We start from the raw sequence: 23,145 nt of genomic DNA, 5'->3' as shown, positions 1-23,145 counted from the left end.
GCGTTTATTCATCCTTCCGCTTTTCTACGCGCTCTTCCTTTCTTAATGACAAGGAAAAGGAACGTTAAAAAGAGTATATAAACAAGAAGCGAGGCAATTAAATACGGTATATTAAATCCTTTGTCTTCATCAGCAATATATACTTCTGCTAGTTCCCGGTCTAACACGACGTGGAAATACCCGTCGTCTGTTTCTTTCACCAAATCACTGTCCAGCAAGCCGCGTAATTTCTTTTTCTCACCGATTTGCTCTGCTGGAATTTTAATATCAACCGTTTTTGACGTGTTGTTAACAGCAATTAACCACGTTTCGTCTTCTGAAGTTCGTGTGTAAACCATGAAACCATCTTGATTGTGCAACATTTTGAAATCACCATTGCGAAGCGTTTCCGATTGGTTTCGCAGCGTATTTAAATTACCGATCAAGTCTTTTAATTCCATATCGGTTTTAAAATTGAGCAATGGGTGACTATCTGGAGCTTCTTTACCGTTTACTGCAATTTCAGAGCCATATGTCATTAAAGGCACTCCTGGCAACGTGAATAATGCCGTTACGGCTACTTTCCAGCGAGTCGGCGGAAACATTCTTGCTTCAACCATTTCATACGTTAACCGGGAACCGGACAAATCGTCAAGTTGGATAATATTCGTTGCATTTGCATCGGTAAAAATATCAATACCTGATGAGTTCGCATCGGTTTTCGTAAATGCTTGACGGAGTGCGTCTTCTTGAGCGTTGTGCCGCGTCGCTTCGAAGTCCGCATCGCTCTCCTCATTCGTGATGACATAGGCGCCTGCTTTTGCTTCATGGACGGCTTCAATCACTTCATTTACAAATGCATCCGAATAGCCTTCCAACTTTGTCAATCGGACCCCATCTAAATCGTGTGTAGTCACAAAATCTACGACCGCTTGAAGTAACGCTTCCTGGAGGGCATCATCATTTGAATCCCATTGAATTGTACCGTCAGTCGTTTCAGTATGCGAAAATTGTTCATTCTTTACCCAGTCATGCTGTTTACTCACGTCATTCATGGGGAAATCTGCTATGACCTTTATGTCTTTTTCATGTGCTGCTTTCACTAAACTTGTTAATTCTTCAGCGGTTCCAAAATGCGGTTCCAACTTTTCGTAAGACCGTGCTTGTGCGCCATCATACGTGTCCGTTTCAAACACAGGCCCAATTGAAATCATCGTAAAGCCCATTTCAGTAATATGTTGCAACCTCGACTGGATCCCTGCAAAGTCCCCACCATTAAACGCATGACGATTTGTTGCATCCACGTCCACATCATTCGTACCGATCCCATTATTAAACCGGTCTACTAATAAGTCATATATACTTTCATCCTTCAACGTGCGTTCAGTAGAAGCAGCTGCTTCTGTCGGCAACATCGTTGAAATGAACAGTAAAAAAATGGCGATAACACTACTTATACGTTTACCTTTCACAAAAAAAGCCTCCTCGACAAGCTATCTTTAGCCATTTTATCAAATGGATGCTTTCCACGCCATGTAATGAAATGAAAAAAATGTCGGACGTCTGGAATTGAGTCGAATTTGTGAATGGAGGAAAACGTCAGCAGTCTCCAATTTTTGTCCAAGTAAAAACCGTCAGCATGATTAGCTGACGGTTTTCAATCCCAGTACATCAATAGAGTTGGACCTTCTGTACCTTAAAACAACTCCCAGCCCATCGGTAATTTAAAACCGAAGAACATTGTTGCGAATAGGAACACGAAGAAAAGAATCCAAAATAGGGTAACGTTTTTCCCTTTTGTAGAACGAACGAGCACCATTTCCATCATGCCGATCGTCAATAAGCCGAGCAGGAATTTGATGCCGTACTCTGCGCCTCGACCGTAATCCATTCCTTTAATGAATAGCAGTACGCCAGATAGAAGGATGAGCACATAAAATAAGCGTGCAATCATATGTGTAATTTTTTTGCCTTTTGTCCCGTTCGCCATCACTGCAGCAACGAGAAAAACGATAATGCCGACTACCCATGTGAAAATATGAAAATGGGTCGTGTCTGATAAAAAGCCCAAGTGATTCACCTCATTTATTGTCTTTACCCCTTAATCCTACCATATTCGTAAACCTAATCGCACTAAAATACGCTTAGGCAAAGCGGTTTACAAGTGTGCCAATTCCCTCTACAGCAATTTGCACCGTATCGCCAGCACGCAAAAATTTCGGTGGATTCATTCCTTTTCCGACACCAGCAGGCGTACCTGTCAAAATAACATCTCCCGGTTCCAGTGTTACGTATTTCGATATCTCCACAATCAATTCATCTATTTTAAAGATCATATTTGCTGTATGGCCATTTTGGCGTACTTCATCATTCACTTTTGTCACAATGCTAAGATTATGCGGATTTGGGAGCTCATCTTTGGTCACAATGTACGGCCCGATTGGACAAGATCCGTCTAAACTCTTGCCTAAGAAATATTGTTTATGAGCCGATTGGATATCTCTTGCTGTAATGTCATTTGCAATGGAATACCCAAAAACATAATCATAGGCAAGTTGTTTCGGGATATTGCGTCCTTTCTTACCGATAACGACAGCTAACTCGCCTTCGTAATCCAAGTTTTGCGTAACTTCGGCATGGACAGGTAGCACCTGTTCATCTGCAGCAAGTGCAGTCGGTGATTTCGTGAAGATCATTAATTTCTCAGGTGGTGCATCACTACCCATTTCAGCTGCATGGTCAGCATAGTTCTTACCGACACACAAAACGTTTTTAGGTGTTCGTGGCACAGGCGATAACCATTCGATTTTCGTAAAGTCATGTTTGAACTGTTCCGGATTCTCACTCGTCTTCGCTTGTTCAGTCAGTTTTCTCACCTTCTCAACAAACTGTAGCCCTTCTTTGATGCCCTCGATGATTGTTGTCGGGAAATCTGTTTCGCCAAAAGCCTCTGCAATGGATCGTACATCCCAGACCGCTTCCTCTTTCTTCACTTTCGGACCGAATAAGATGTTCCCTTCATACCGGAACGATAAAAGTTTCATGTGCTAGCCCTACCTTCCTTGTTTGATTTCTTCCCTGCACAAACTACTAGCTAACGATGACTGTAGCTGTCTCCTTTATTTCTACAAAACTTGCACTTTCTCCTCTTTTTTCGTCAGATTCTTTCCATACGTCACTTTACGCCATATCCATTCAAATGGACCCATCTTAAACTTCATCAGCCACAATTCGGCAAAAATCACTTGTAGAATGAAGATGCCAATCGCCATTAACGTTCCCGTCTCAATGTCCACTTTTCCATACAAACCGAACCCATAATTGTAGAAAATTAATGTTGCAACGATGGATTGCGTCAAGTAAGTCGTCAAAGACATACGACCTGCTTTTGAAATTGGCCGGAATACCTTTTGGAAAATCGGCAATTGACATAACAACAAAATGACGCCTGCATATCCGATCGCTAAAATCGGCCCACCGATCAATTGCTGAGTGAGTTTGTAGTAGTACGTCGGCTCATCAATATACGGCAATGATTTAATGACAATACCCGCTACTAACGAAAGGAGTGTAACAAGTGCAATTCTGCCTTTGAACTGTGCTGCACGTTCAAACAACTTCACCTTTGCAAAGACTGCACCAAGCATAATTAACGGAAGCACCATAAACACACCCATGAACATCGCCGGCAAACCTATTAGCAACCATTCTGGAATGCGGAACAATAGCGCATCGACATACGAGCCATGTCCGTATGCTGTAATCGCTTGTTCAATGCGTTGGATGTCTGAATAGCCTTCCATCAGGTCATCTGGAAACATTTTTGTTACAAAATAAGTCCCCCCAATGAGCAACAACGTTGGAATTAAATAAACGACGAGCGCAACGGGTAGGAGCCATTTTTTAGGTATTCTCACAGCCCCAATCATGATGAACCCCATAATTGCATACGTAAACAAAATATCACCGGACCATATGAATAGCGCGTGTATCAGTCCGAATGCCATTAAAATTGCGAGACGCTTTGCCATAATTGGCGCAAATGGTGTTTTATTCACAACAGATTTTGCGTACTGCATTTGCAGACCATAACCGAACAGCATCGCAAAAATCGGATAGAAACTTGCTTCTATGAAAATGCTAATAATTTTATAAGAAAATTGATCACCAGGCGTACTGAAATACGTATGTGGATCAATATAAAAATAGGGCGAATGGAAAGTAAGCATATTTGCAATAAAGATACCGAGGAGTGCAAAACCCCTCAACATATCCAATGACTCAATTCGATTCCCTAACAATGTTGGTGAGACTTTCAAACAGATTCCTCCTGAACATTCACAACCCTCTCCCCGTCAAATAAGTAGAGGACCATTTCTTTTATGTGTATTTTCGCAATCGATTCGATCGCTTTTTTATAAAGGCTCAACTGTATGCCGTACCGTTTTTGCATCTCCTCTGTTAACGACTCATCGGAAGCAAGCTGCCCACGGACACGATCCGTTTTGTAATCAAGCAGCACCCATCCGTCCTTTTCCTGGAACAAACAATCCGCGATCCCTTGCAAAATCTGATGATCCCCGTCTTCTGCATCATACGCATACGTAAACGGAACTTCCCGTAGGACTGTTGCCGAAGCGGACAATCGATTATACATGTTCGTCGAAAAGAATGTTATGATCGCATTTACATCTACAGCATTTGCTTCTTCAGGCATCAATAATTGCCGCGTAGTCAATTCCGTCACAAATCGAGCAACATCCTGAACCGTCGGCTTTGAAGTGAGGTCAATATGTTGCATAATCGTATGCATCGCTGATCCGATTTCCGCACTCGATAATGCTCGCGTTTGCATGAACGATGGACGTGCATGCAAATAGGGTGTACTCACTTCATCATCCAATGTAGAAAAGAAATTATCATACGTAGCATCTTGCTCAAGCTGTGCTAACCGTTTCAGTTCACTGACGGTCTGTTTTGAACGTTTCTGCACAGATGCTCCGTGCGGATACCGGTAATCGAATCGTCGCTTTACTTCCGTTAGCCAGTCATCATTTACTTCCTCCGAACCAACGATCTCTTTCTCCTCTACGGCAATTTCCTCTTCTGCCGGCTCTAAGAAAGACGCCGTCGGATACGCTGCAATTTTCCATTTTGAATCATCCGCAATGAGTCTACCGCCATTCGTTACACCGAACAATTCAAAATCGGCATGCCTTGCAACTGCAGGTCCAATCCAATCCAAATACCCGTTTGCTCTTGAGCGCGTATATTCCGGTAACATTGAACCCGGCTCAATCAGTTGTGCATCTTGCCATTTCGTCATCGTCTTCTCAATGTCTTTCACAGTGGCAACAAGTTCCAGATGTTCTTTCGCCCGCGTCATCGCTACGTATAACACACGCATTTCTTCCGCCCGCATCTCCAATTGCTTTTTTTCCTTCATCGCTAAAAACGGAAGCGATGTATACGTAATCCGTAAATCGGGATCGATTGCCTTTACCGCAAGACCAAAATGCTGGTCAAATAAATACGGTACATTGAAATCCATCTTATTGAATTGGCGACCTGTTCCTGCTACGAACACATATGGGAATTCGAGCCCTTTGGATGAATGGATTGTCATGATTCGCACAACATCTTCCGTATCACTAACGTAACGAGCAGCTCCTAGGTCATCTCCTCGTTTTTGCATTCTGTCGATGAAGCGGAGAAAACGGAACAGTCCTCTGAAAGATGTTTTTTCATAATCAATCGCACGGTCATGCAAGGCGCGTAAGTTCGCTTGCCGTTGCTTGCCATTTGGCATTGCGCCAACAATTTCGTAATAGTGCGTATCTGCGTACACTTGCCAAATAAGCTCGGACAACGAACCGCGACGAGCTAAATTACGCCAATCTTCAAACTGCAAGAAAAATCGTTGCAATTTCTGTTGTGTGACGGGATCAATACCTGCTCCTCCCGTCGCCATAAAATATTTCAATGCATCGTAGAAAGGTTTATTCTTCGCTGCTAATCGGACTTGCGCCAACTCATTCTCTGTCATGCCGACAAACGGAGCACGCAAGACGGAAGCAAGTGGAATATCTTGGTAAGGATTATCAATGACACGCAAGGTGTTCAGCATAATCATCACTTCAATCGCTTCAAAATAACCTCGTGACAATTCAGCGTAAATCGGAATCCCTGCCAACTTGAATTCTTCTGCAATTTCGCCAGACCACGTCATTGAACGCATAAGAATGACAATGTCACTATATTTTAACGGACGCCGTTTATCCGAAAAAGCATCCGTCACTTCTTCCCCCGAAGCCATCAAGCCTTTAATACGTTGAATCATATAACGCGCTTCGGCTTGTGAACTTTTTAAACTTTGGCCAACGAGCTCTGTTGCTTCATCGTCAAGCTCCTCTTCATCCGCTTCGTACAGTAGCGTAAGCGTTGCTGCAGTTTCCTTTTCGGGATACTTGGCACCATATTTCAAGGCAGCCGCCTCATCATACTCCACTTCTCCGACACGTTTCCCCATCACTTGAGAAAAGACATAATTTGTCGCATCCAACACTTCCTTGCGACTTCTGAAATTTGCGTTCAAGTCGATTTTTAGTCCTTGTTCGCCGTCATCTGTCGTAAATCGATTATATTTCCCGAGGAATAAACCAGGCTCTGCCAGACGGAACCGATAGATTGATTGTTTCACATCACCAACCATGAACAAGTTTCCATCCGCTTCGCTCCCCCGTTTCACAAGCTGGATAATCGCTTCCTGTAATAAATTTACATCTTGATACTCATCCACAAGCACTTCCGCAAAACGATTTAAGTAGTCCATCGCGATATCAGAAGGAACCCATTCACCATCTCTTTCTTCCGCAAGAATCATTAACGCAAAATGCTCCAAATCGGAAAAGTCTACGAGTCCCCGATCCATTTTCACTTGTTTATACCGCTCACCAAAATCGATGACTAACTCTACAAGCGTATGCATACTCGGTGCCATTAATCGGATTTCATCGAGCAACCGCTTCGGTGTTCTTGTAAAATAGGACTCTTTCAAAGTATTGATGATTTTTTTAACGGAATCACGTATCGCTTTCGCCCGCTTCGCCAGTTCTTCATCACACGTATTTTTGCGAATCGTTCCCGCTTTCACCCATGTCAACGAACCGAAGAAATGGTACGTATCTTCCCAAGTCCCCTCATCTATCCGGCGCTTCGCTTCCAACAGCCATTGCAAATCCGCATCCGCCGTTACAACGAGAGGTTCCGGACCTTCAGGCAGCAGAGCGATCCGTTTCATATCTTCCGTCAAAGCAATTGCCTCTTCCAATGTGTGGCGAATCGCTGTTTTCAACGGGTCAATGAACGCTAATTCATCAATTGAGACATCATCACCAATTTCATATTGCATCGGTAACATGCGGAGCCATCGTTCAGGAGAAGGATGCACTCTTGAATAGTCATAAAGTTTGTCAATCAGTTTTTCAATTGACTGGTCGTTCCGATCGGATGTAAAGCTATCCGCTAAACGATACATTGCTTCAGGATTGCCGGCATTGTACGCATCCTCCAGCACTTCCCCAATCGTATCATCGCGTAACAAAGCCGCTTCCGTTGTATCTGCAATCCGAAAGCCTGGATCGATATCAATCAAATAGGCATACTGACGCACTACATTTAGACAGAACGAGTGCAAAGTGGAAATCTGGGCTTTATTCAACAGACTCAACTGTCGTCGTAAATGGATGGACGCTGGTTTTTCAGCAATCGCCTCTTCTAACGCACCTGCCATCCGATGACGCATTTCTGCAGCCGCAGCATTCGTGAATGTGACAACGAGCAATTGGTCGACGTCAATCGGGTCTTGCTCATTCAATACTTTCTGAATCATTCTTGTAATCAACACTTTTGTTTTCCCAGATCCAGCCGCAGCTGACACGAGCACATCTTTCCCTGTCGCCCAGATCGCTTTCCACTGTGCATCCGTAAACGTCACGTCTGCCGGTTTAATTGGAATGTCCATCATCATTCACATCCTCTCGCATCTTTTCAAGTGTTTGCTCGGCATCCATCGAATCATATTGCCTGTACGCCTGCTCAGGATCAGTTGGATCGAATTGACAAACGGATTGATACGAACAAAACTGACAAGGCATCCGGTCCTTCAATTTATAGGGATAGACCCGTGTATCGCCCGCTAACATGCCATCTCCCGCCTGTTGGTGCCGATGTCGCACAAATTTCCTGACGACATGCAAATCATCCGTCGACAAAACCTTCGATGCTTTTGTGAATGAACCGTCTGTCTTAAATGCGGCAGGGATGACAGCAGACGTCTTGCCAATTTGCGCATCCATTCCCATGACAACTTCAGGCTCATCTAGCAAATAGCCCCGCATCTTATAGGACTTGAACATTTCCTGCTCGATCATTGCCTCGGTCATTTCCAGTTCAGTCCGAATCATCGGGTTATGGATATGCAAATAAAGGACACCCGCAGGATCCGCTTTAAACCCGATCCACTCTTCCGCATGTTCAACCGCTACATCTAAATACGTCAACATTTGCAAGGAGATACCGTAATAGACATCCGTCAAATCCAACTGCTTTGCTGATGATTTGTAGTCGACAATTCGCAAGTATATCTTGCCCTCAATTTCGGTCGCGTCAATTCGGTCAATACGTCCGCGTAAATTCATTTGATTGCCCCGACGAAGTGGAATTGACAGTGGCGGCAACGGCTCCCCTGGTCCAAATGCAGCTTCAATTGCCACCGGCTTGAACGAGCTCGTCGTCGCCTGCTTGCCAAGCGCATACATCGTCCGTGTCAAAATATGCGTCAATTTCCGGCGGATATACTGGTAACGACTTGTCGACAGTAATATCCGATTGAAAAACAACGGAGTAATCGCGTCCATCGCTCCCTTGGCTAGCGCCCAACAATCTTCCTTCGTCAACTCCGCCCATGACCTACCACTTCGATTCATTTCATCCGAAATCCATTTTAATGCCGCATGGAACAAATCCCCGATTGAAGGAGCTTCCAACGTATACTCCATCCGCTCCTGTAAACCTAATCCATACGATGCAAAATGCTGGAACGGACAGCTATAATACGATTCAACACGCGAAACACTGGATACGAACGATTTTCCATACAAGCCTTCTGTTAACGTAGGAGCTAACCGTTCCGTGCGGTTCCGCTCTTTCATCGACGTCGTAATATCATGCAGAACAGAAGACCAAAGTGGATCTTCTTCGTAATATGTCAATACCGCTTGCCATTGCGGCGCCAGTTCATTGCGATGAGCAGCCTCTTTCACTTTCATGGAAACATAAGGCAATGCCGTCCGAGGGTGACTAATGTAAGTCGCTTCATCGGCGTGATCCAACAACTCCGATGGATCCGTCACTGCAACTTGCAAAGGAACTCCTTTCACGATCGTTTGGATTCTTGCGATATACAACGAAGGCAATAAGGATTTTCCTTCTTCGTCGGCAATTGGGTACGTAATAAAGAGCTTGTCCTTTGCGGAAGTGAACGCACGATACGCCATATACGACTCGTCCATTAATTTCGTCTTGGATGAAGGAGCGAGTTCAATACCGCTCCGATTGAACCACTCCCGGTCCGAATCGGATAAGATTCCCTCTGCATCCATCCGTTGCGGCAGTACCCCGTCATTGACACCCATTACAAATACAACATCGCTATCCATCATACTCGACAGCTCAATTGTCGTAACAGTCACTTGGTCCAAAGAAGGTGGAATGCGTGTAAATTCCAACGTATCCAAACCTTCATCCAAAATACGAGCAGCTTCTTTCAATGGCATATCCTTTTCCCCGAACATAAGCACAAATTGGTCCAGCACATTAATCCATGAATTCCATGCTTGGTCGTGTTCCGCTGCACTTAATAATCGACCCGCACGTTCTTCCTCAGCCCGCAAGTCAACAATCTTATCGAAGATCTGCAACGATTCCATGAATAAAAACAACGCCTCAGCGATATCCCGTCCACTACGAGCCCGTTTTAACCGTCCTTCAAACTGGACAAGCGGATCCCTTACGATGTCACGAATGAGATGCAATTCTTTTTGAAACTGCAATTCCTCGTCCGTCTGCACAGTCGTATGGAGCTCCAACCCCCGGTATCGTTTCACTTTCCAACGACCCTCATCATACCAACGATTCCCGTAAATACCGTTTGCCAGCACATAGTTTTCCAACCTGTCCGCTCGCTCACGCCATAACTGCTTGTCTTCACGATGCGGGAAAAACAAATCTGTTTTTATCGCCCTAAAAACTGCTTCGTACGTCCAACCATTCGTCACAACTTCCAAAATGGATCGTGAAAACTCAATGAGCGGGTGATGGAGCATTGGTTTTTTACGGCTAATGAACACCGGTATGTCATACTGGGAAAAAATCGTCTCAATGAGCTCATCATATACTTCAGGCTGCCGGTACAAAATGGCAATCTGTTTATAACGCTCACCATCCCTAACAAGCTCCCGGATATGCCGCGCCACAGCATGTACTTCCGCACGCCGATCCGCCGCTTCAATAAGGGTAACAGCTCCTTCAAAAGTCCGTTCAGAGGGCGGGTACTTCTCAAACTCCTTCTCAAAGTGCCGTAATTCTGCATTTCGAAAACGCAACGCTTCTTCCAAATGCATGTTACCTTCCACATCGACTGATTCCAACCGGGCAATCTCCCGCAACTTTAACGCCGTCCGCACCGGATTGAAAAACAACTCATGGTCTGCATGGCCCGAAACACCCGCTTCCATCGGCAATACAACCGTCACGCTTTTCCCGTACTTCATTAACTCCTTCAAAATCTCGTATTCTCGCGACGTGAAACTCTCAAAACCATCTACATATATATCCGCATCACGAATCAACTCCGAATGCTGCACTTGCGATGCAAGCAAAGCGAGGTGGCCTTCACTATCGACATACGCCGTACCGAGCTTTTCTTCTATCTTTCCAAGCAGTAGTGTTAAATCGCTCACCTTGTCTTGCAACGTACGCGGTGCATGTCCCGCGGACAACTCCGCTAACAGCTTGCCAAGCAATTCCTGGTCCAAACAATACCGGGAGAATTCCTTCATTAAATCGCCAATCTTCTCCGTAAATCCTCTTTTATTGGCAGCTTGCCGAAACAGTTTCAGCTCATCCCGATTCTCCTCCAACACGCTTCGCACAAGCATGCGATAACCAAAACCATCAACCTCTTTACGCGTAATGCCACCTGTCTCTTGCAACACCCGCCACGCAAGCCGTTTAAACGTCGAAACTTGTGCACGAATCATGCCCTTTAAGCCAAAATTCACCGACAAGCTATGCTCCATCGAATACGACATCTGGTCAGGCACAAGCAATATAATCGCCGGACCAAGCGGATCCTGCTCCAACGACTCCGCAATCTCCCGCTCAATCAACGTCGTCTTACCAGTCCCAGCTCGTCCCGTCACAAAACGCAACGTCATCCTAAAACGCCCCCTTCCAACCAATAAAAAAATCCCTCTCATCTCTTCCTTCCATTGTACCGAAAGTTTAAGAGGACAGGAACTAAATACATCCACAAACAACCCATTCATTTGTCAAATGCATTCTGCGCGACTAGCAAATCCCTGCAACGAAACCATCCCGCGCCACTAAAAAACGCCAAACAACGCATAAACTCCTCAAACGCAGCATCCCCCCTCGAAACGCCGCATAGTCATCACGAAAACCGCATAACTCCTCAGAACTCCACATATTCGCCTCAAAAACCGCATAACGCTACTAATTTCCAAAACCGTTGATTTGTCAAAAGCATTCTGCGCGACTAGCAAATCCTTGCAACGAAACCAACCCGCGCCACTAAAACACCAAACAACGCATAAACTCCTCAAACGCGGCATAACTCCTCGAAACGCGGCATATTCATCCCGAAAACCGCATAACTACTCAGAACTCCGCATATTCGCCCCAAAAACCGCATAACGCTACTAATTTCCAAAACCGTTGATTTGTCAAAAGCATTCTGCGCGACTAGCAAATCCCTGCAACGAAACCATCCCGCGCCACTAAAAAACGCCAAACAACGCATAAACTCCTCAAACGCAGCATTCCCCCTCGAAACGCCGCATAGTCATCACGAAAACCGCATAACTCCTCAGAACTCCACATATTCGCCTCAAAAACCGCATAACGCTACTAATTTCCAAAACTGTTGATTTGTCAAAAGCATTCTGCGCGACTAGCAAATCCCTGCAACGCAACTATCCCGCGCCACCCAAAACGCCAAACAACGTATAAACTCCTCAAACGCAGCATAACTCCGCGAAACTCCGCATTTTCTCCCCGAAAGCCGCATAACTCAAAAAGCATATCAAATTACTACTCATCTTCCCCCTGAAAAATCGTACTCGACTCTTCCTCCACCCGTTTCTCAAGTCGCTTCTCAAACCATTTCCCAACTAGCCACAATATCACAATAATCCCTATCACAATGGCCGTCCGAATCGGCTGCGTCAGCAACGCCTTTAAATCATATCCAATAAAACTAATCGTAAAGATCATGACAAATTTTCCTGCCATCAAAATCATCAAATAGTTTTTTTTCTTCATATTTGATAAACCGGCGACTAGATTTACAAGCGCTGACGGCGTAAATGGAAAACAAAGCAGCAAAAATAACGGACCGAAACCATTTCGCTCCACCCAGCCGATGAGTTGTTGAACGCGTTTGTGCTTTGTTAAAAAACGCAAAAATCGATTCCTACCATACTTGCGAATAATGAGAAATACTACGTATGAACCTGCAACTGTTCCCGCCCAAGACAAAATGAAACCAAGCCATAATCCGTAAGCACCAGCATTCGCAAAAACAAATACAAACAGCGGCAAAAAAGGCAAGAAAGCCTCAATAAACGGCAGTAAAATGCCAATAAAAGGCCCAAGCGCCTTATAATGCTCCGCCAATTCAATAATTTTATCAACATCCATCCATTCGCTCATATGTATACACCCTCACCTGTCCACAAATCGACTCATCTTCGGCCAATTCTCAATTCCTATCTCAACTATTCCCTTTTTTCTTATAGAATACCACTGAAACATCAAAATATAGTATAATTTCAACTATACATATTAGAAAGACGTGACAAAATGCGAAACAAACAGTTTATAGCAGGCGTGAAAGCAGGCATCAGCATCGCAATCGGCTACTTTCCCGTCGCACTCACATTCGGGCTACTCGCCAAAACAACCGGACTGAACATCATTGAAGCAACAGCCATGAGCTTGTTCGTATTCGCTGGCGCCTCTCAATACATGACCCTCAGCCTCATCAAACTTGGAGTAGATCCCGTCACCATCGTCATCAACACATTCGTCGTCAACATCCGTCACTTTCTTATGACGGCATCACTCAATGAAAAGATGCAACGTGCACCAAAATGGGTAAAAGCTACATACGCATTCGGCATTACAGACGAAACCTTCTCCATCCTTGCGACGCGTGAAGAAGACAAAATAACATCCGCATTCGCATTCGGTGTCGCCTCTGTCGCCTACGGTAGCTGGGTCATCTTTACAGCAGTCGGCCACTTCGTCGGCGCCAACTTACCGGGCTTCCTGCAGATCGCCATGTCCATTGCGCTTTACGCCATGTTCATCGGTCTACTCGTCCCAGCGACAAAAGGAAATCGAAAAGTCGTCATGCTCGCAACAACAGCAGCCGTCATCCATTGCATCCTCTACTTCGGAGAACTGCTAACGACCGGCTGGGCAATCCTCGTGTCCACACTCGGATCCGCCATCTTCATCGAAATCATCTACACACGCCGCGGCAAAAATGCAGCCGGCATGTACAAAGAAAGGAAGAAAGACTAATGGGCCCTACATACTGGTGGATGCTCTTTGGGATGGCGCTCGTCACCTACATCCCACGCATGATCCCACTCACCATACTCGACGGAAAAGAACTCCCACCCATCATTAGCGGCGTCCTTAGCAACATTCCATACGCTGTCCTCGGTGCACTCATCTTTCCCGCCGTCCTATTCGTCCAAGAAGGCAACATCCTCTTCGGCATCATCGGCGCAGCAACCGCATTCCTCATCGCCTTCCTCGGCGGCACCCTCATGCCCGTCGTCCTAGGCACAATCGGCGTTCTCGCCATCTATAGCCTCTTCATGTAACATGAAAACTGCCATGCACGGCGGTTTTCTTTTTTTGGTCAATCGCGTCATGAGAAGTCCTATTCTATCAATGGTACATACCCGCATTCATCCAAACCTATCCCTTCTTAATAAGAATAGGGACTAGAACAACAGTCAACAATACGGAAAACTGCGTGAATCCAAGTTGCAAAATCCTTGAAGTCACGCAGTATTTTATAAGCTTTTTATTAATCACACTAAAATCTCTACCTTTCTCCCAGCCTTACCTAGGTTCCTACTTCAACCTAATCCGTTAAAAATATACCGATTTACTACAATTACGACTACCAGTTGCACTCAAAAAACCGCCCCAAACTTGGAGCGGTTTCACAAACATTATTCATCCACTCCTTGCTGGCGTTTCCTCGCCTTCTTCACCATCCGCGTGGCATACCAGAAGCCGATTGTGAGTGACAATGCGTCTGCCACATATAACAGCCAATTATGTGTGTATCCGGCATATATCGACGCAGCTATAAGGGCAACTGTCAACGCAAGGCCAACGAAGTGATGGAATGTTACGCGTGTGAAAAAAACGACGAGCAAGCCAGGCAAAAACAAGGCGAGCAGTAACTTCGTTTCCAATAAGGCGATATCCATTTTACAACCAACTTTCTTACTGGATTAGCGGACAACAAGCAGCCCTAACCGATGATGATCGTGTCGATACAATACTTGTTGCATGAGCCTCACTTCTCCATCGCGACCAATTACTTGCAAACGACAATGAGCAGCATTCACTTGGATTGCATCATACAATTCTTTTTCATTGGACACTTGAATGCCATTCACTGTACGAATGCACTCTCCCGGAACCAATCCAAGCTTCTCACCAGGAGAATCCGGTAAAATCCCCGCAATCATGACACCTGTCGATTGTGGTGCTCCAACGAATCCACCATGCCGTTCGCGCACAGCAACGACAATTGAAAGCGCTGCACGACCGACAACACCAATCACTAATGCAACCCAACCCATAATCGGCATCCACCAAGCAAGAACCCCGACTGCAGCAACAAGCACACCTATCCATATGATGACTCGTCCCATTTTCGGTAATAAATCATCCGGAAAACTTGCCCGGGCAACTTGGGAAAAGCCAATAATAATTGGTACAGGTATGAAACTGAATTCTGTTGCACCTACAGTAAATTGTGGCCAGTAAGGAGTGAAAGCCGTTAAAAAATCACCCGGCACGAGAAAAATCACTGGCAATAACCAAAGACGTTTTGTCTTAAAAGCCGCTGCGCGTAAGCCTCTTTTCGTTTTCGTCAAAAAAGGTGATGCATAATGAGCTGCGGTTCCAACGAGGAACCCTTCCACCATCAACAGTAACCCCGCTATGACAGGAATGGTAATTGCAATTTCACTCATAAAGTCAATTGACGTTAATGACCATCCGCGAACCGTAATCTCACCAACAAACTGTTGCACAGCAACGAGACCAAAAAAAGCGAAAGCGGTAGCATAAATTGGTGACGCCACTTGATAATAAAACGTGAGCATCGTGACGATGGCAATGCCCGACAAGAGAACTAACCAGCCAACATCTACCGTCAATCCAACACCTGAAACGACAAGTGATAACAGCAAAGCAGGCAACCACGATTCTTTAATTACCCTTTTCAACTCCGTCAGTCCCGGATGCAAACGAACATGAAAACTACGCCTCTCATTTTTCACCCGAAAATACCCTAGTCCAACAGCTGCAAAAATAGCAACCAACCAAACTGGATTCAAGAAAAAGAGCCCGACCGCTTTTAACACGTCCACTACTACATGTTCACTCATCCACGCTCACCGTCCTATCCTACAAACATGATTATTCCTTATTGTATCAAAAGAATCGTCTTGCGTGTGAGACAGCAATCATTTTTTTCCTTTTTACTAAACCAAACCCCTCTGATTTGTCAAAACCCATTCAGCGCGACAGATCACCGCTCTCTACACCCCCTCCCCGCGCACCCCCAATCCTCATCCTAGTTTTCAAACAAAGCATATTCCGTCAAAACGGCTCATTATCTTTAAGAACGCCGCATATTTCCCCTCAAACGGCTCATAACTTCACAGAACTCAGCAATTTCCTGAAAAGGCTCATAATCCCTTAGAACACAGCATATTTATCCAAAACGCAGCATTGCCCCCAAACGCCGCATATTTAGCCATAACTCAGCATATTCCCCTCAAACGGCTCATATTTTCGTAGAACTCAGCATATTCCTCTCAAACGGCTCATAACTTCGTAAAACGCGGCATATTTATTCAAAACGCCGCATTGCCTCAAACGCAGCATATTTAGCCATAACTCAGCATATTCCCCTCAAACAGCTCATATTTTCGTAGAACACCGCATATTTCCCTCAAACGGCTCATAACTTCGTAAAACACGGCATAACCACCGAAATCACCCCATATCCAAAAACAACAAAAAAGCACCCGTCCTCTCAAACGAGCGCCTAATCTATCAATCATTCACTTAACAAATGATGCACATACCCAATAGCAACTTGCAACTGCTTGTCATTCTCCTTATCTTTCCGGTAACTTTCCACTTTCTCACGCAATGCCGTAAAAAACTTCCGATCCATAATATTTTCTTCAGACACTTTCGCTTCCATTCTAAATGCACGTACAGCTTCAACGGTCGATTCATCAAAATAGCCATCATCCCTGCCAACTGAATACCCTAACCCACTGAGCAACCGCTGAGCATAGGATATATCCTCATGATAATCGCCTTCCGCATACACATCGGTAGAGAATCGGATATGCTCTGTAAACAATTTGTCTTGCTCAGATGCCAAATCAACGTTGACACCCTTCCCATGAATCCATGTCTCTTTCGGCGTCAGCCATTTGTGCGTGGACAACTTCATCTCTCCACCATTTGACAACTCCATCGTATCTTGCACGGTCCCTTTACCAAAACTCACATCACCAATAATGAAACCGCGGCGTAAATCTTTCAATGCCCCACTTAACACTTCACTTGCCGATGCACTCCCTTTATCTTGCAATAAAACAACCGGCATCGTTTTTAACTTTCCGTCAAACGAAAACTTTTCAGACGGCTCTACAACGAGTGGCGTCAATTCCCCTTTGACATTTTGCATATAGGCAAAAACCGTATCATCCGCCAATAAACTCCCTGCAACCTCACCGACAGCGCGCAAGTATCCACCTGGATTGCCACGCACATCAATAATGAGTGCCTCCGCGCCTTCTTTAATCACTTTGTCGGTCGCTTTCTTCCATTCATCCGCTGTTTCATCGCCAAACATTGTCAGAGCTATGTAACCAATTTTTTCGCCCCTTACTTCCATCAGTTCAGCAGATACTGTTTTCACAGGAATGACTTCCCGAACTACTTTCAATTCAAGATGCTTATTTAAGTCAGGACGATAAATCGTCAATTCCAACGCCGAGCCTTCCTTGCCACGAATCTTCTTCACGACTTCTTGTAACTTTAAGCCACCTAACGCCTCTCCGTTAATACGGACAATTTCATCATACGGCTGAAGTCCAGCTTTTTCAGCAGGAGATCCTTTAATTGGTGAAACGATAATATATTTTCCACCTGAACGGGTAATTTCAGCACCAATCCCGACTCTCTCTCCTGCCAATGATTCCTTGTGAGATGCAGCCTCCTCCTCCGACAAATACGTCGAATACGGATCCCCTATGACATCTGCCATCCCCCTTAACGCACCTTCAACGAGCATGTCCCCTTCGACCGGGTATACTGCATTCTCCTGAATAATGCTATACGCCTCGTCAATGACTGGAAACGAGCCCGGCATGACCGTGTCAGCACTTTTCTTATCACTGACCGAGCATCCATCCAACACTAGAAATACGCCTGTCGCCAACACTGCTAATAAGGCGAATAAAAAAAACCGGCTTCTGCGCATCGATACCTTCCCTCCTCCATTCACTATATGAACAGAGTGCGGTCGATACGACAACAGAAATCCGGCAATTATTAATCTAAATCTTGTACTAACTGTTCCATGATTGCTTCATCCATCGGTCCAACGATCTTATGCGCAATCGTACCATCCGTATTCAACATATACGTTGTAGGAATTTGGAAAGCTTGATACGTTTCACCGACAATACCTTGTTCATCCAAAGGAATTGGGAACGTAATGTTATACGCATCAATGAAATTTTGAACATCTTTTTCGCCTTTCTCACTGTTCGTCAAGTTCACAGCTAGAATCTCAACATTTTCTTTATCTTTGTTATTGTTATAGTAATTTTCCATATGCGGCATTTCGGCTTTACATGGCGGGCACCACGTTGCCCAGAAATTCAAGACTACTTTCTTACCCTTCAACTCTGACAGTTTCACTTGTTCTCCAGCCAATGTCGTCAACTCAAAATCCGGTGGCAAATTTCCTTGCTCAATCCCAGTTTGCGCTTCAGATACATCACTCGAACCGCCATCCTGCTTATCCACAATCACACCAGACGTATCCACCGGCTCCGGCTTTTTCACCGTATTATTAATCATAATGACAACCATCGAGCCAATGACTAAAGCGGCAATTACATACCCAATTACTTTCTTATTCAAAGGATTCCCTCCGTTTCATCACTTTTGCATTCATTCTCCAAAATAAGGCAATAAAAAATAATCCAATAGACATACTGACGAAAAACGACGAATCTGTTAACCCTCTAGGCTGTAGAGTTGCGACGAAGAAGTGTACTGCCATGAACAGTATCGGCAGTAAAATACTGTTTTCCTCCGTCTTCTTAGCCACAATCCATAGGTAAACGACCAAACTAAGAAAGCCGATTGCCGTTACGATTTTAGGCACTAAACCGCCATCATTCAATAGCGCCATCATTACTTGATACACCGCTTGGACAACGACCGCTCCCATAAACAAACCAATGACACCCGAAATATCCAATCGTTCTTTTCGCACATCTAGCAGAAGTCGTAATGCTACAAATACCAATCCGAGACAAAAACCAATCATCCCACCATTAAAATACACAATGGCCATAGGCGCTTTGATGACTGTACTGAAATCTGTAATTACGACCGATAGTTTCCAAATGATGATTATGTAAAACACCGCATCACTGAAGCGCTCAGCTAGCTGTTTGCCATACCTTTTTCGAATAGCAATATATGCAACGAGAAAGCCGACGATGAGTGCCACCCAATTCGAGGGCACTGTTATACTACCGATCAAATAATATTCCGTTACTGGCATTCGCGTAAACTCCTTTACTCCATATACGGGCTATGGTATCGGAATTCTTTTCTTATTGCTAGAAAAGTGCCTACAAGATGAGGATTTATAACAAGCCGTTTTCATATTCTCGTCACATTTATTGAAAATAAGTATTTCGTCATGCAAAAAGATGAACTCGCTCACCTAGGAAGCAAGTTCATCTCACTTTACTCATTGAAATAATGGACGATTACTTTCCTTGCACTTTCGCCAAGAACGCTTGGAAATCTTTTTTCACCCCTCACGTTTTCAACCAGTATTTTAACATCTAATTAATTGAAAGCACTGCCAGATTCATTGAAAATCTACTCTCTTTTATGGTATACGAATTAAGTTTGACAATGTCCGAATGATTGACTTTTCCATATAATAATCCGCATGAAAGTCAAGTATTGATTACTTGCTTTCATGCGGATTAGATATCGACTTTATTGAATCAACTACAACTTAAAACGACACATAACGTAATGGATTTACTGCACTCGGACCAGATGCTGTCCAGTTTCCAATATGCATCTCAAAATGAAGGTGAGGACCTGTTGATGCACCCGTATTCCCGACTGCGCCAATTCTGCCGCCTTTATCGACAACTTGTCCAACACTTACATTAATTTGAGATAGATGTGCATACACCGTTGTGAAAATGTTGCCGTTATTGGAATGCGTAATCATGATGACATTCCCGTAACCACCCATTTTACCAGCATAGTTGACAACACCATCACCCGCTGCGACAACTGGTGTACCGATCGGAGCTGCTAAATCCGCTCCACGGTGCTGCTTTTTCGTTCCATAGATTGGATGGACTCTCCAACCAAATGAAGATGAATACCTACCATTCGCTGGTTTTGTCCAAAAGCCACTCGATACGTTAGGCAATGAACCTGGTTTCCCTGCTTGGGCAGCTTCCTGTTCTTTGCGTTTGCGTTCTGCTTCTTTTCGAGCGATTTCAGCAATACGTTTTTGCTCTGCAATGACTTTCTTTTCGAGCTCTGCTTCGACTTCAATCGCTTCATGATAGTCTTCTTCTAAACTCTTCTTTTCCTTCGACAGTCTTTCTTGTTCAGCTTCCAATTGGTCGATGACTTTATTCTTTTCTTGCTTCTTCGCTTCAAGTCCAGCTTTTAACTTCTCGAGTTGCGCTTTGTTATCTTGTAGCTCCGCTAATTTCTTTTCAACAAGTGCTTTTTCAGCTTCAAGTTGGTCCATATCTTCTTTTTGCTTACGCATAATATCACGATCCGCGTCCATTAACGTTGTAACTGCAGAGAAGCGGTCGATGAAATCGGCAAAACTGTTTGCTCCGAGTAACACATCGACATAGCTCACTTTTCCGCCCTTCACTTGCATGGCACGTACACGTTCTCTTAACACTTCATCACGCTCAGCGATTTTCTTTTCCAAATCTTTAATGGATGCACGAAGTGCTTCGATTTCTTCATTCGTCTTATTGATATTGTCAATTACACGATTAATGTTTGCGTTCGTTTCTTCTATTTCTTTATTCAGCTTGGAAATCTGATCTAGAAATTTTTGAATTTCTGTTTTCGTCGCTTTAATCGCATTGTCTTTTGTTTGGATGGATGATTTTAAATCTGATTTCTTTTGGTTATTCTGTTTCTGTTCTTTCTTCAAATCATCTAAAGTATTGGCTAGCGCTTCGGTTGTTCCAACAATCGATGATAAAAGAAGTACAGCAATTACACCTGCCATCATGAATCGGTTCTTCTTCAACTTCTCTTTTCCCCCTTCATTACAATCGGCACAGTCACTTCTCATTGTAATAACATTGTTTTATAGACAATTACGCTCTTAGGAACTTGCGTACGGACATGAAACTTCCCCATACTCCGATGAACACACCCATAAAGAGCAGCAATGCATTCACTTGCAAGATGAACGGCGTTGCACTTAACAGTTGGAATAATTCGTTTTGCAACCTCGGCTCCCACTGTGCGTACAGTTCGTAATATGAGAAGGAGATAACCGCCATTGGAATGATGGATCCTAATACTCCAAGCCAAACCCCTTCTAATACGAACGGAATGCGGACAAAACCGTTAGTCGCCCCTACAAGTTTCATAATCTCAATTTCTCGTCCTCTCGCAACGATTGTGAGACGGATCGTGTTCGAAATTAAGAACATCGCAGTGAACAGCAAGGCTAGAATGAGCGCAAGCCCAATATTCCTGCTCATCGTTAACACATTAAATAATTTATCAATTTTTCCTTCACCATACTCGACTTGATAGATGTTATCGTATGTATCGATTTTCTTAGCAATCGCTGCTGTTTGGTGAGGATCCTCTGCACGGACGTAAAATGCGTCCCCTAAAGGATTACTTTGCTTGTACAAATTCAATTCATCGCCAAAAGATTTAATCATCTTATCTAATTCCTGGTCTCTCGAAGAATAAACGACTTCCGCGACACCCGGTGTTTTAATAACTTCTTTTTCCAATTTCTTCACTTGTTCTTCATTCGCAGCCGGATCGGCAATCACTTTAATTTCAACATCATTTTCAAGATTGTCTGCTAACTGATTTAAGTTCATCATGATGACGATGAACACACCAACAAGTAACAATGTAACCGTTACAGCACTAACCGAAGCAAACGTCATCCAGCTGTTCCGACCAAGGCTTTTCAAACTTTCCCTAACATGTCGCCCCGCTGTCCTAGCTTTCATAACCGTATACTCCTTCACTTTCGTCTCTCGTGATCATTCCACCTTCAACCGCAATGACACGGTGTCTGATCGTGTTGACAATTTCTTTGTTGTGCGTCGCCATAACAATCGTCGTTCCGCGCGCATTAATTTGTTCAAATATCTTCATAATGTCCCATGACGTATCCGGGTCAAGGTTTCCAGTAGGTTCGTCTGCAATGACCACTTTCGGAACGTTAACAATCGAGCGTGCAATTGAAACGCGTTGTTGCTCCCCGCCTGATAATTCATTTGGAAACATGCGCGCTTTTTGCGTTAAGCCAACAAGCGCAAGCACATCATTCACTTTTTTTCGTATTTGCTTGGGCGTTTCTTCGATTACTTCAAGCGCAAACGCTACATTCTCGTAAACATTCAATTTCGGTAAAAGTTTAAAATCTTGAAAAACTACACCAATTTGCCGTCTTAAATGCGGCACTCGCTTATTGCGTAGCGTTGCAAGATTGATGCCATTTATAAATATATCTCCACTAGTGGGAACTTCCTCACGATACATCATTTTGATGAACGTCGATTTTCCCGCCCCACTTGGTCCGACAACGTACACAAACTCGCCACGGCCAATTTCAACATTGATGCCATTTGCTGCCATGACACCATTCGGGTATTTCTTATATACATCTTTCATCACAATCATGTAAAAACCACCTGAATATTATTTACTACCTCATTTTTTTCACCAACAATCTCATTATAACATGTCATTGCTTCCTTAGTATTACAGATATGTTTCATTTGGTTCGACATCGTTTGCTAGATTTTTGAATTTTACTACAAAAAGTCGATTATGCACGGCATCTAGAATTGCTAGGAATGACCGAGAACTTTCCAGCGGATGAACGAATTTTCCACGTAATGTTTTCGTAATAGTATTCACGTCAACTTTCTACTGTTTGATGGAATCTCAATAAAATTTACCCACGTTTTAATACATAAGTATTTTGTACGATAAGGCTCACGTAGTAAA

General features: G+C 44.1%; 17 protein-coding genes. 2 read left to right on the top strand and 15 right to left on the bottom strand.

Annotation, left to right across the window (positions count from 1 at the left end; all coding sequences use genetic code 11):
- Positions 1–8: 8 nt before the first annotated feature.
- From QT711_RS05650 to QT711_RS05620, 7 genes are all read right to left on the bottom strand, one after another.
- The gene (locus tag QT711_RS05650) at positions 9–1,451 is read right to left on the bottom strand and encodes an alpha-amylase family glycosyl hydrolase (protein WP_317942537.1); all 1,443 of its coding nucleotides are present in this window, start codon (positions 1,449–1,451) and stop codon (positions 9–11) included.
- Positions 1,452–1,675: 224 nt separating this feature from the next.
- Entirely contained in the window at positions 1,676–2,050 is a 375-nt protein-coding gene (locus QT711_RS05645) for a YisL family protein (protein WP_317942536.1), read from the bottom strand.
- Between the two features lie 73 nt (positions 2,051–2,123).
- Complete coding sequence (locus tag QT711_RS05640) at positions 2,124–3,023, bottom strand: fumarylacetoacetate hydrolase family protein (RefSeq protein ID WP_317942535.1); 900 nt, start codon at positions 3,021–3,023, stop codon at positions 2,124–2,126.
- Positions 3,024–3,104: 81 nt separating this feature from the next.
- On the bottom strand, positions 3,105–4,298 hold the full coding sequence (locus QT711_RS05635) for a DUF418 domain-containing protein (protein ID WP_317942534.1): 1,194 nt from the start codon (positions 4,296–4,298) through the stop codon (positions 3,105–3,107).
- Positions 4,295–8,008, bottom strand: a complete 3,714-nt coding sequence (gene addA, locus QT711_RS05630) for a helicase-exonuclease AddAB subunit AddA (protein ID WP_317942533.1) — start codon at positions 8,006–8,008, stop codon at positions 4,295–4,297. The genes QT711_RS05635 and addA overlap by 4 nt, the downstream gene beginning before the upstream one ends.
- The gene (addB, locus tag QT711_RS05625; protein WP_317942532.1) at positions 7,986–11,477 is read right to left on the bottom strand and encodes a helicase-exonuclease AddAB subunit AddB; all 3,492 of its coding nucleotides are present in this window, start codon (positions 11,475–11,477) and stop codon (positions 7,986–7,988) included. Before addB ends, addA begins: the two co-directional genes overlap by 23 nt.
- Before the next feature lie 895 nt (positions 11,478–12,372).
- Positions 12,373–12,993 carry a TVP38/TMEM64 family protein gene (locus QT711_RS05620; RefSeq protein WP_317942531.1) on the bottom strand — a complete coding sequence of 207 codons (621 nt, stop codon included), beginning with the start codon at positions 12,991–12,993 and terminating at the stop codon, positions 12,373–12,375.
- Between the two features lie 150 nt (positions 12,994–13,143).
- Between QT711_RS05620 and QT711_RS05615 the strand changes: the two genes are divergently transcribed.
- Together QT711_RS05615 and QT711_RS05610 are read left to right on the top strand one after the other, a co-directional pair.
- Positions 13,144–13,869, top strand: a complete 726-nt coding sequence (locus QT711_RS05615; protein ID WP_317942530.1) for an AzlC family ABC transporter permease — start codon at positions 13,144–13,146, stop codon at positions 13,867–13,869.
- Complete coding sequence (locus QT711_RS05610; protein WP_317942529.1) at positions 13,869–14,177, top strand: AzlD domain-containing protein; 309 nt, start codon at positions 13,869–13,871, stop codon at positions 14,175–14,177. The genes QT711_RS05615 and QT711_RS05610 overlap by 1 nt, the downstream gene beginning before the upstream one ends.
- 357 nt (positions 14,178–14,534) lie before the next feature.
- On the opposite strand, the gene QT711_RS05605 is transcribed toward QT711_RS05610, so the two are convergent.
- The 8 genes from QT711_RS05605 to ftsE all read right to left on the bottom strand — a co-directional run bounded on the left by QT711_RS05605 (position 14,535) and on the right by ftsE (position 22,815).
- Positions 14,535–14,798 (bottom strand): CsbA family protein, encoded by a 264-nt coding sequence (locus QT711_RS05605; protein WP_398295673.1) that lies wholly within the window; start codon positions 14,796–14,798, stop codon positions 14,535–14,537.
- 24 nt (positions 14,799–14,822) lie between these two features.
- Positions 14,823–15,989: a PDZ domain-containing protein gene (locus QT711_RS05600; protein ID WP_317942528.1), complete on the bottom strand. Its 1,167-nt coding sequence runs from the start codon at positions 15,987–15,989 to the stop codon at positions 14,823–14,825.
- A 677-nt stretch (positions 15,990–16,666) separates the two neighbouring features.
- Entirely contained in the window at positions 16,667–18,109 is a 1,443-nt protein-coding gene (locus tag QT711_RS05595) for a S41 family peptidase (protein WP_317942527.1), read from the bottom strand.
- Positions 18,110–18,180: 71 nt separating this feature from the next.
- Positions 18,181–18,777 (bottom strand): peroxiredoxin family protein, encoded by a 597-nt coding sequence (locus QT711_RS05590; RefSeq protein ID WP_317942526.1) that lies wholly within the window; start codon positions 18,775–18,777, stop codon positions 18,181–18,183.
- Complete coding sequence (locus QT711_RS05585; RefSeq protein WP_317942525.1) at positions 18,770–19,429, bottom strand: hypothetical protein; 660 nt, start codon at positions 19,427–19,429, stop codon at positions 18,770–18,772. The genes QT711_RS05590 and QT711_RS05585 overlap by 8 nt, the downstream gene beginning before the upstream one ends.
- Before the next feature lie 468 nt (positions 19,430–19,897).
- Positions 19,898–21,184, bottom strand: a complete 1,287-nt coding sequence (locus QT711_RS05580) for a murein hydrolase activator EnvC family protein (RefSeq protein ID WP_317942524.1) — start codon at positions 21,182–21,184, stop codon at positions 19,898–19,900.
- Positions 21,185–21,254: 70 nt separating this feature from the next.
- The gene (ftsX, locus tag QT711_RS05575) at positions 21,255–22,139 is read right to left on the bottom strand and encodes a permease-like cell division protein FtsX (protein WP_317942523.1); all 885 of its coding nucleotides are present in this window, start codon (positions 22,137–22,139) and stop codon (positions 21,255–21,257) included.
- Positions 22,129–22,815: a cell division ATP-binding protein FtsE gene (gene ftsE, locus QT711_RS05570; protein WP_317942522.1), complete on the bottom strand. Its 687-nt coding sequence runs from the start codon at positions 22,813–22,815 to the stop codon at positions 22,129–22,131. Before ftsE ends, ftsX begins: the two co-directional genes overlap by 11 nt.
- Positions 22,816–23,145: the final 330 nt, after the last annotated feature.

The sequence above is a fragment of the Sporosarcina saromensis genome, assembly GCF_033253735.1.
GTDB lineage: Bacteria > Bacillota > Bacilli > Bacillales_A > Planococcaceae > Sporosarcina > Sporosarcina saromensis.
This window is presented reverse-complemented; position numbering and strand designations above follow the sequence as displayed.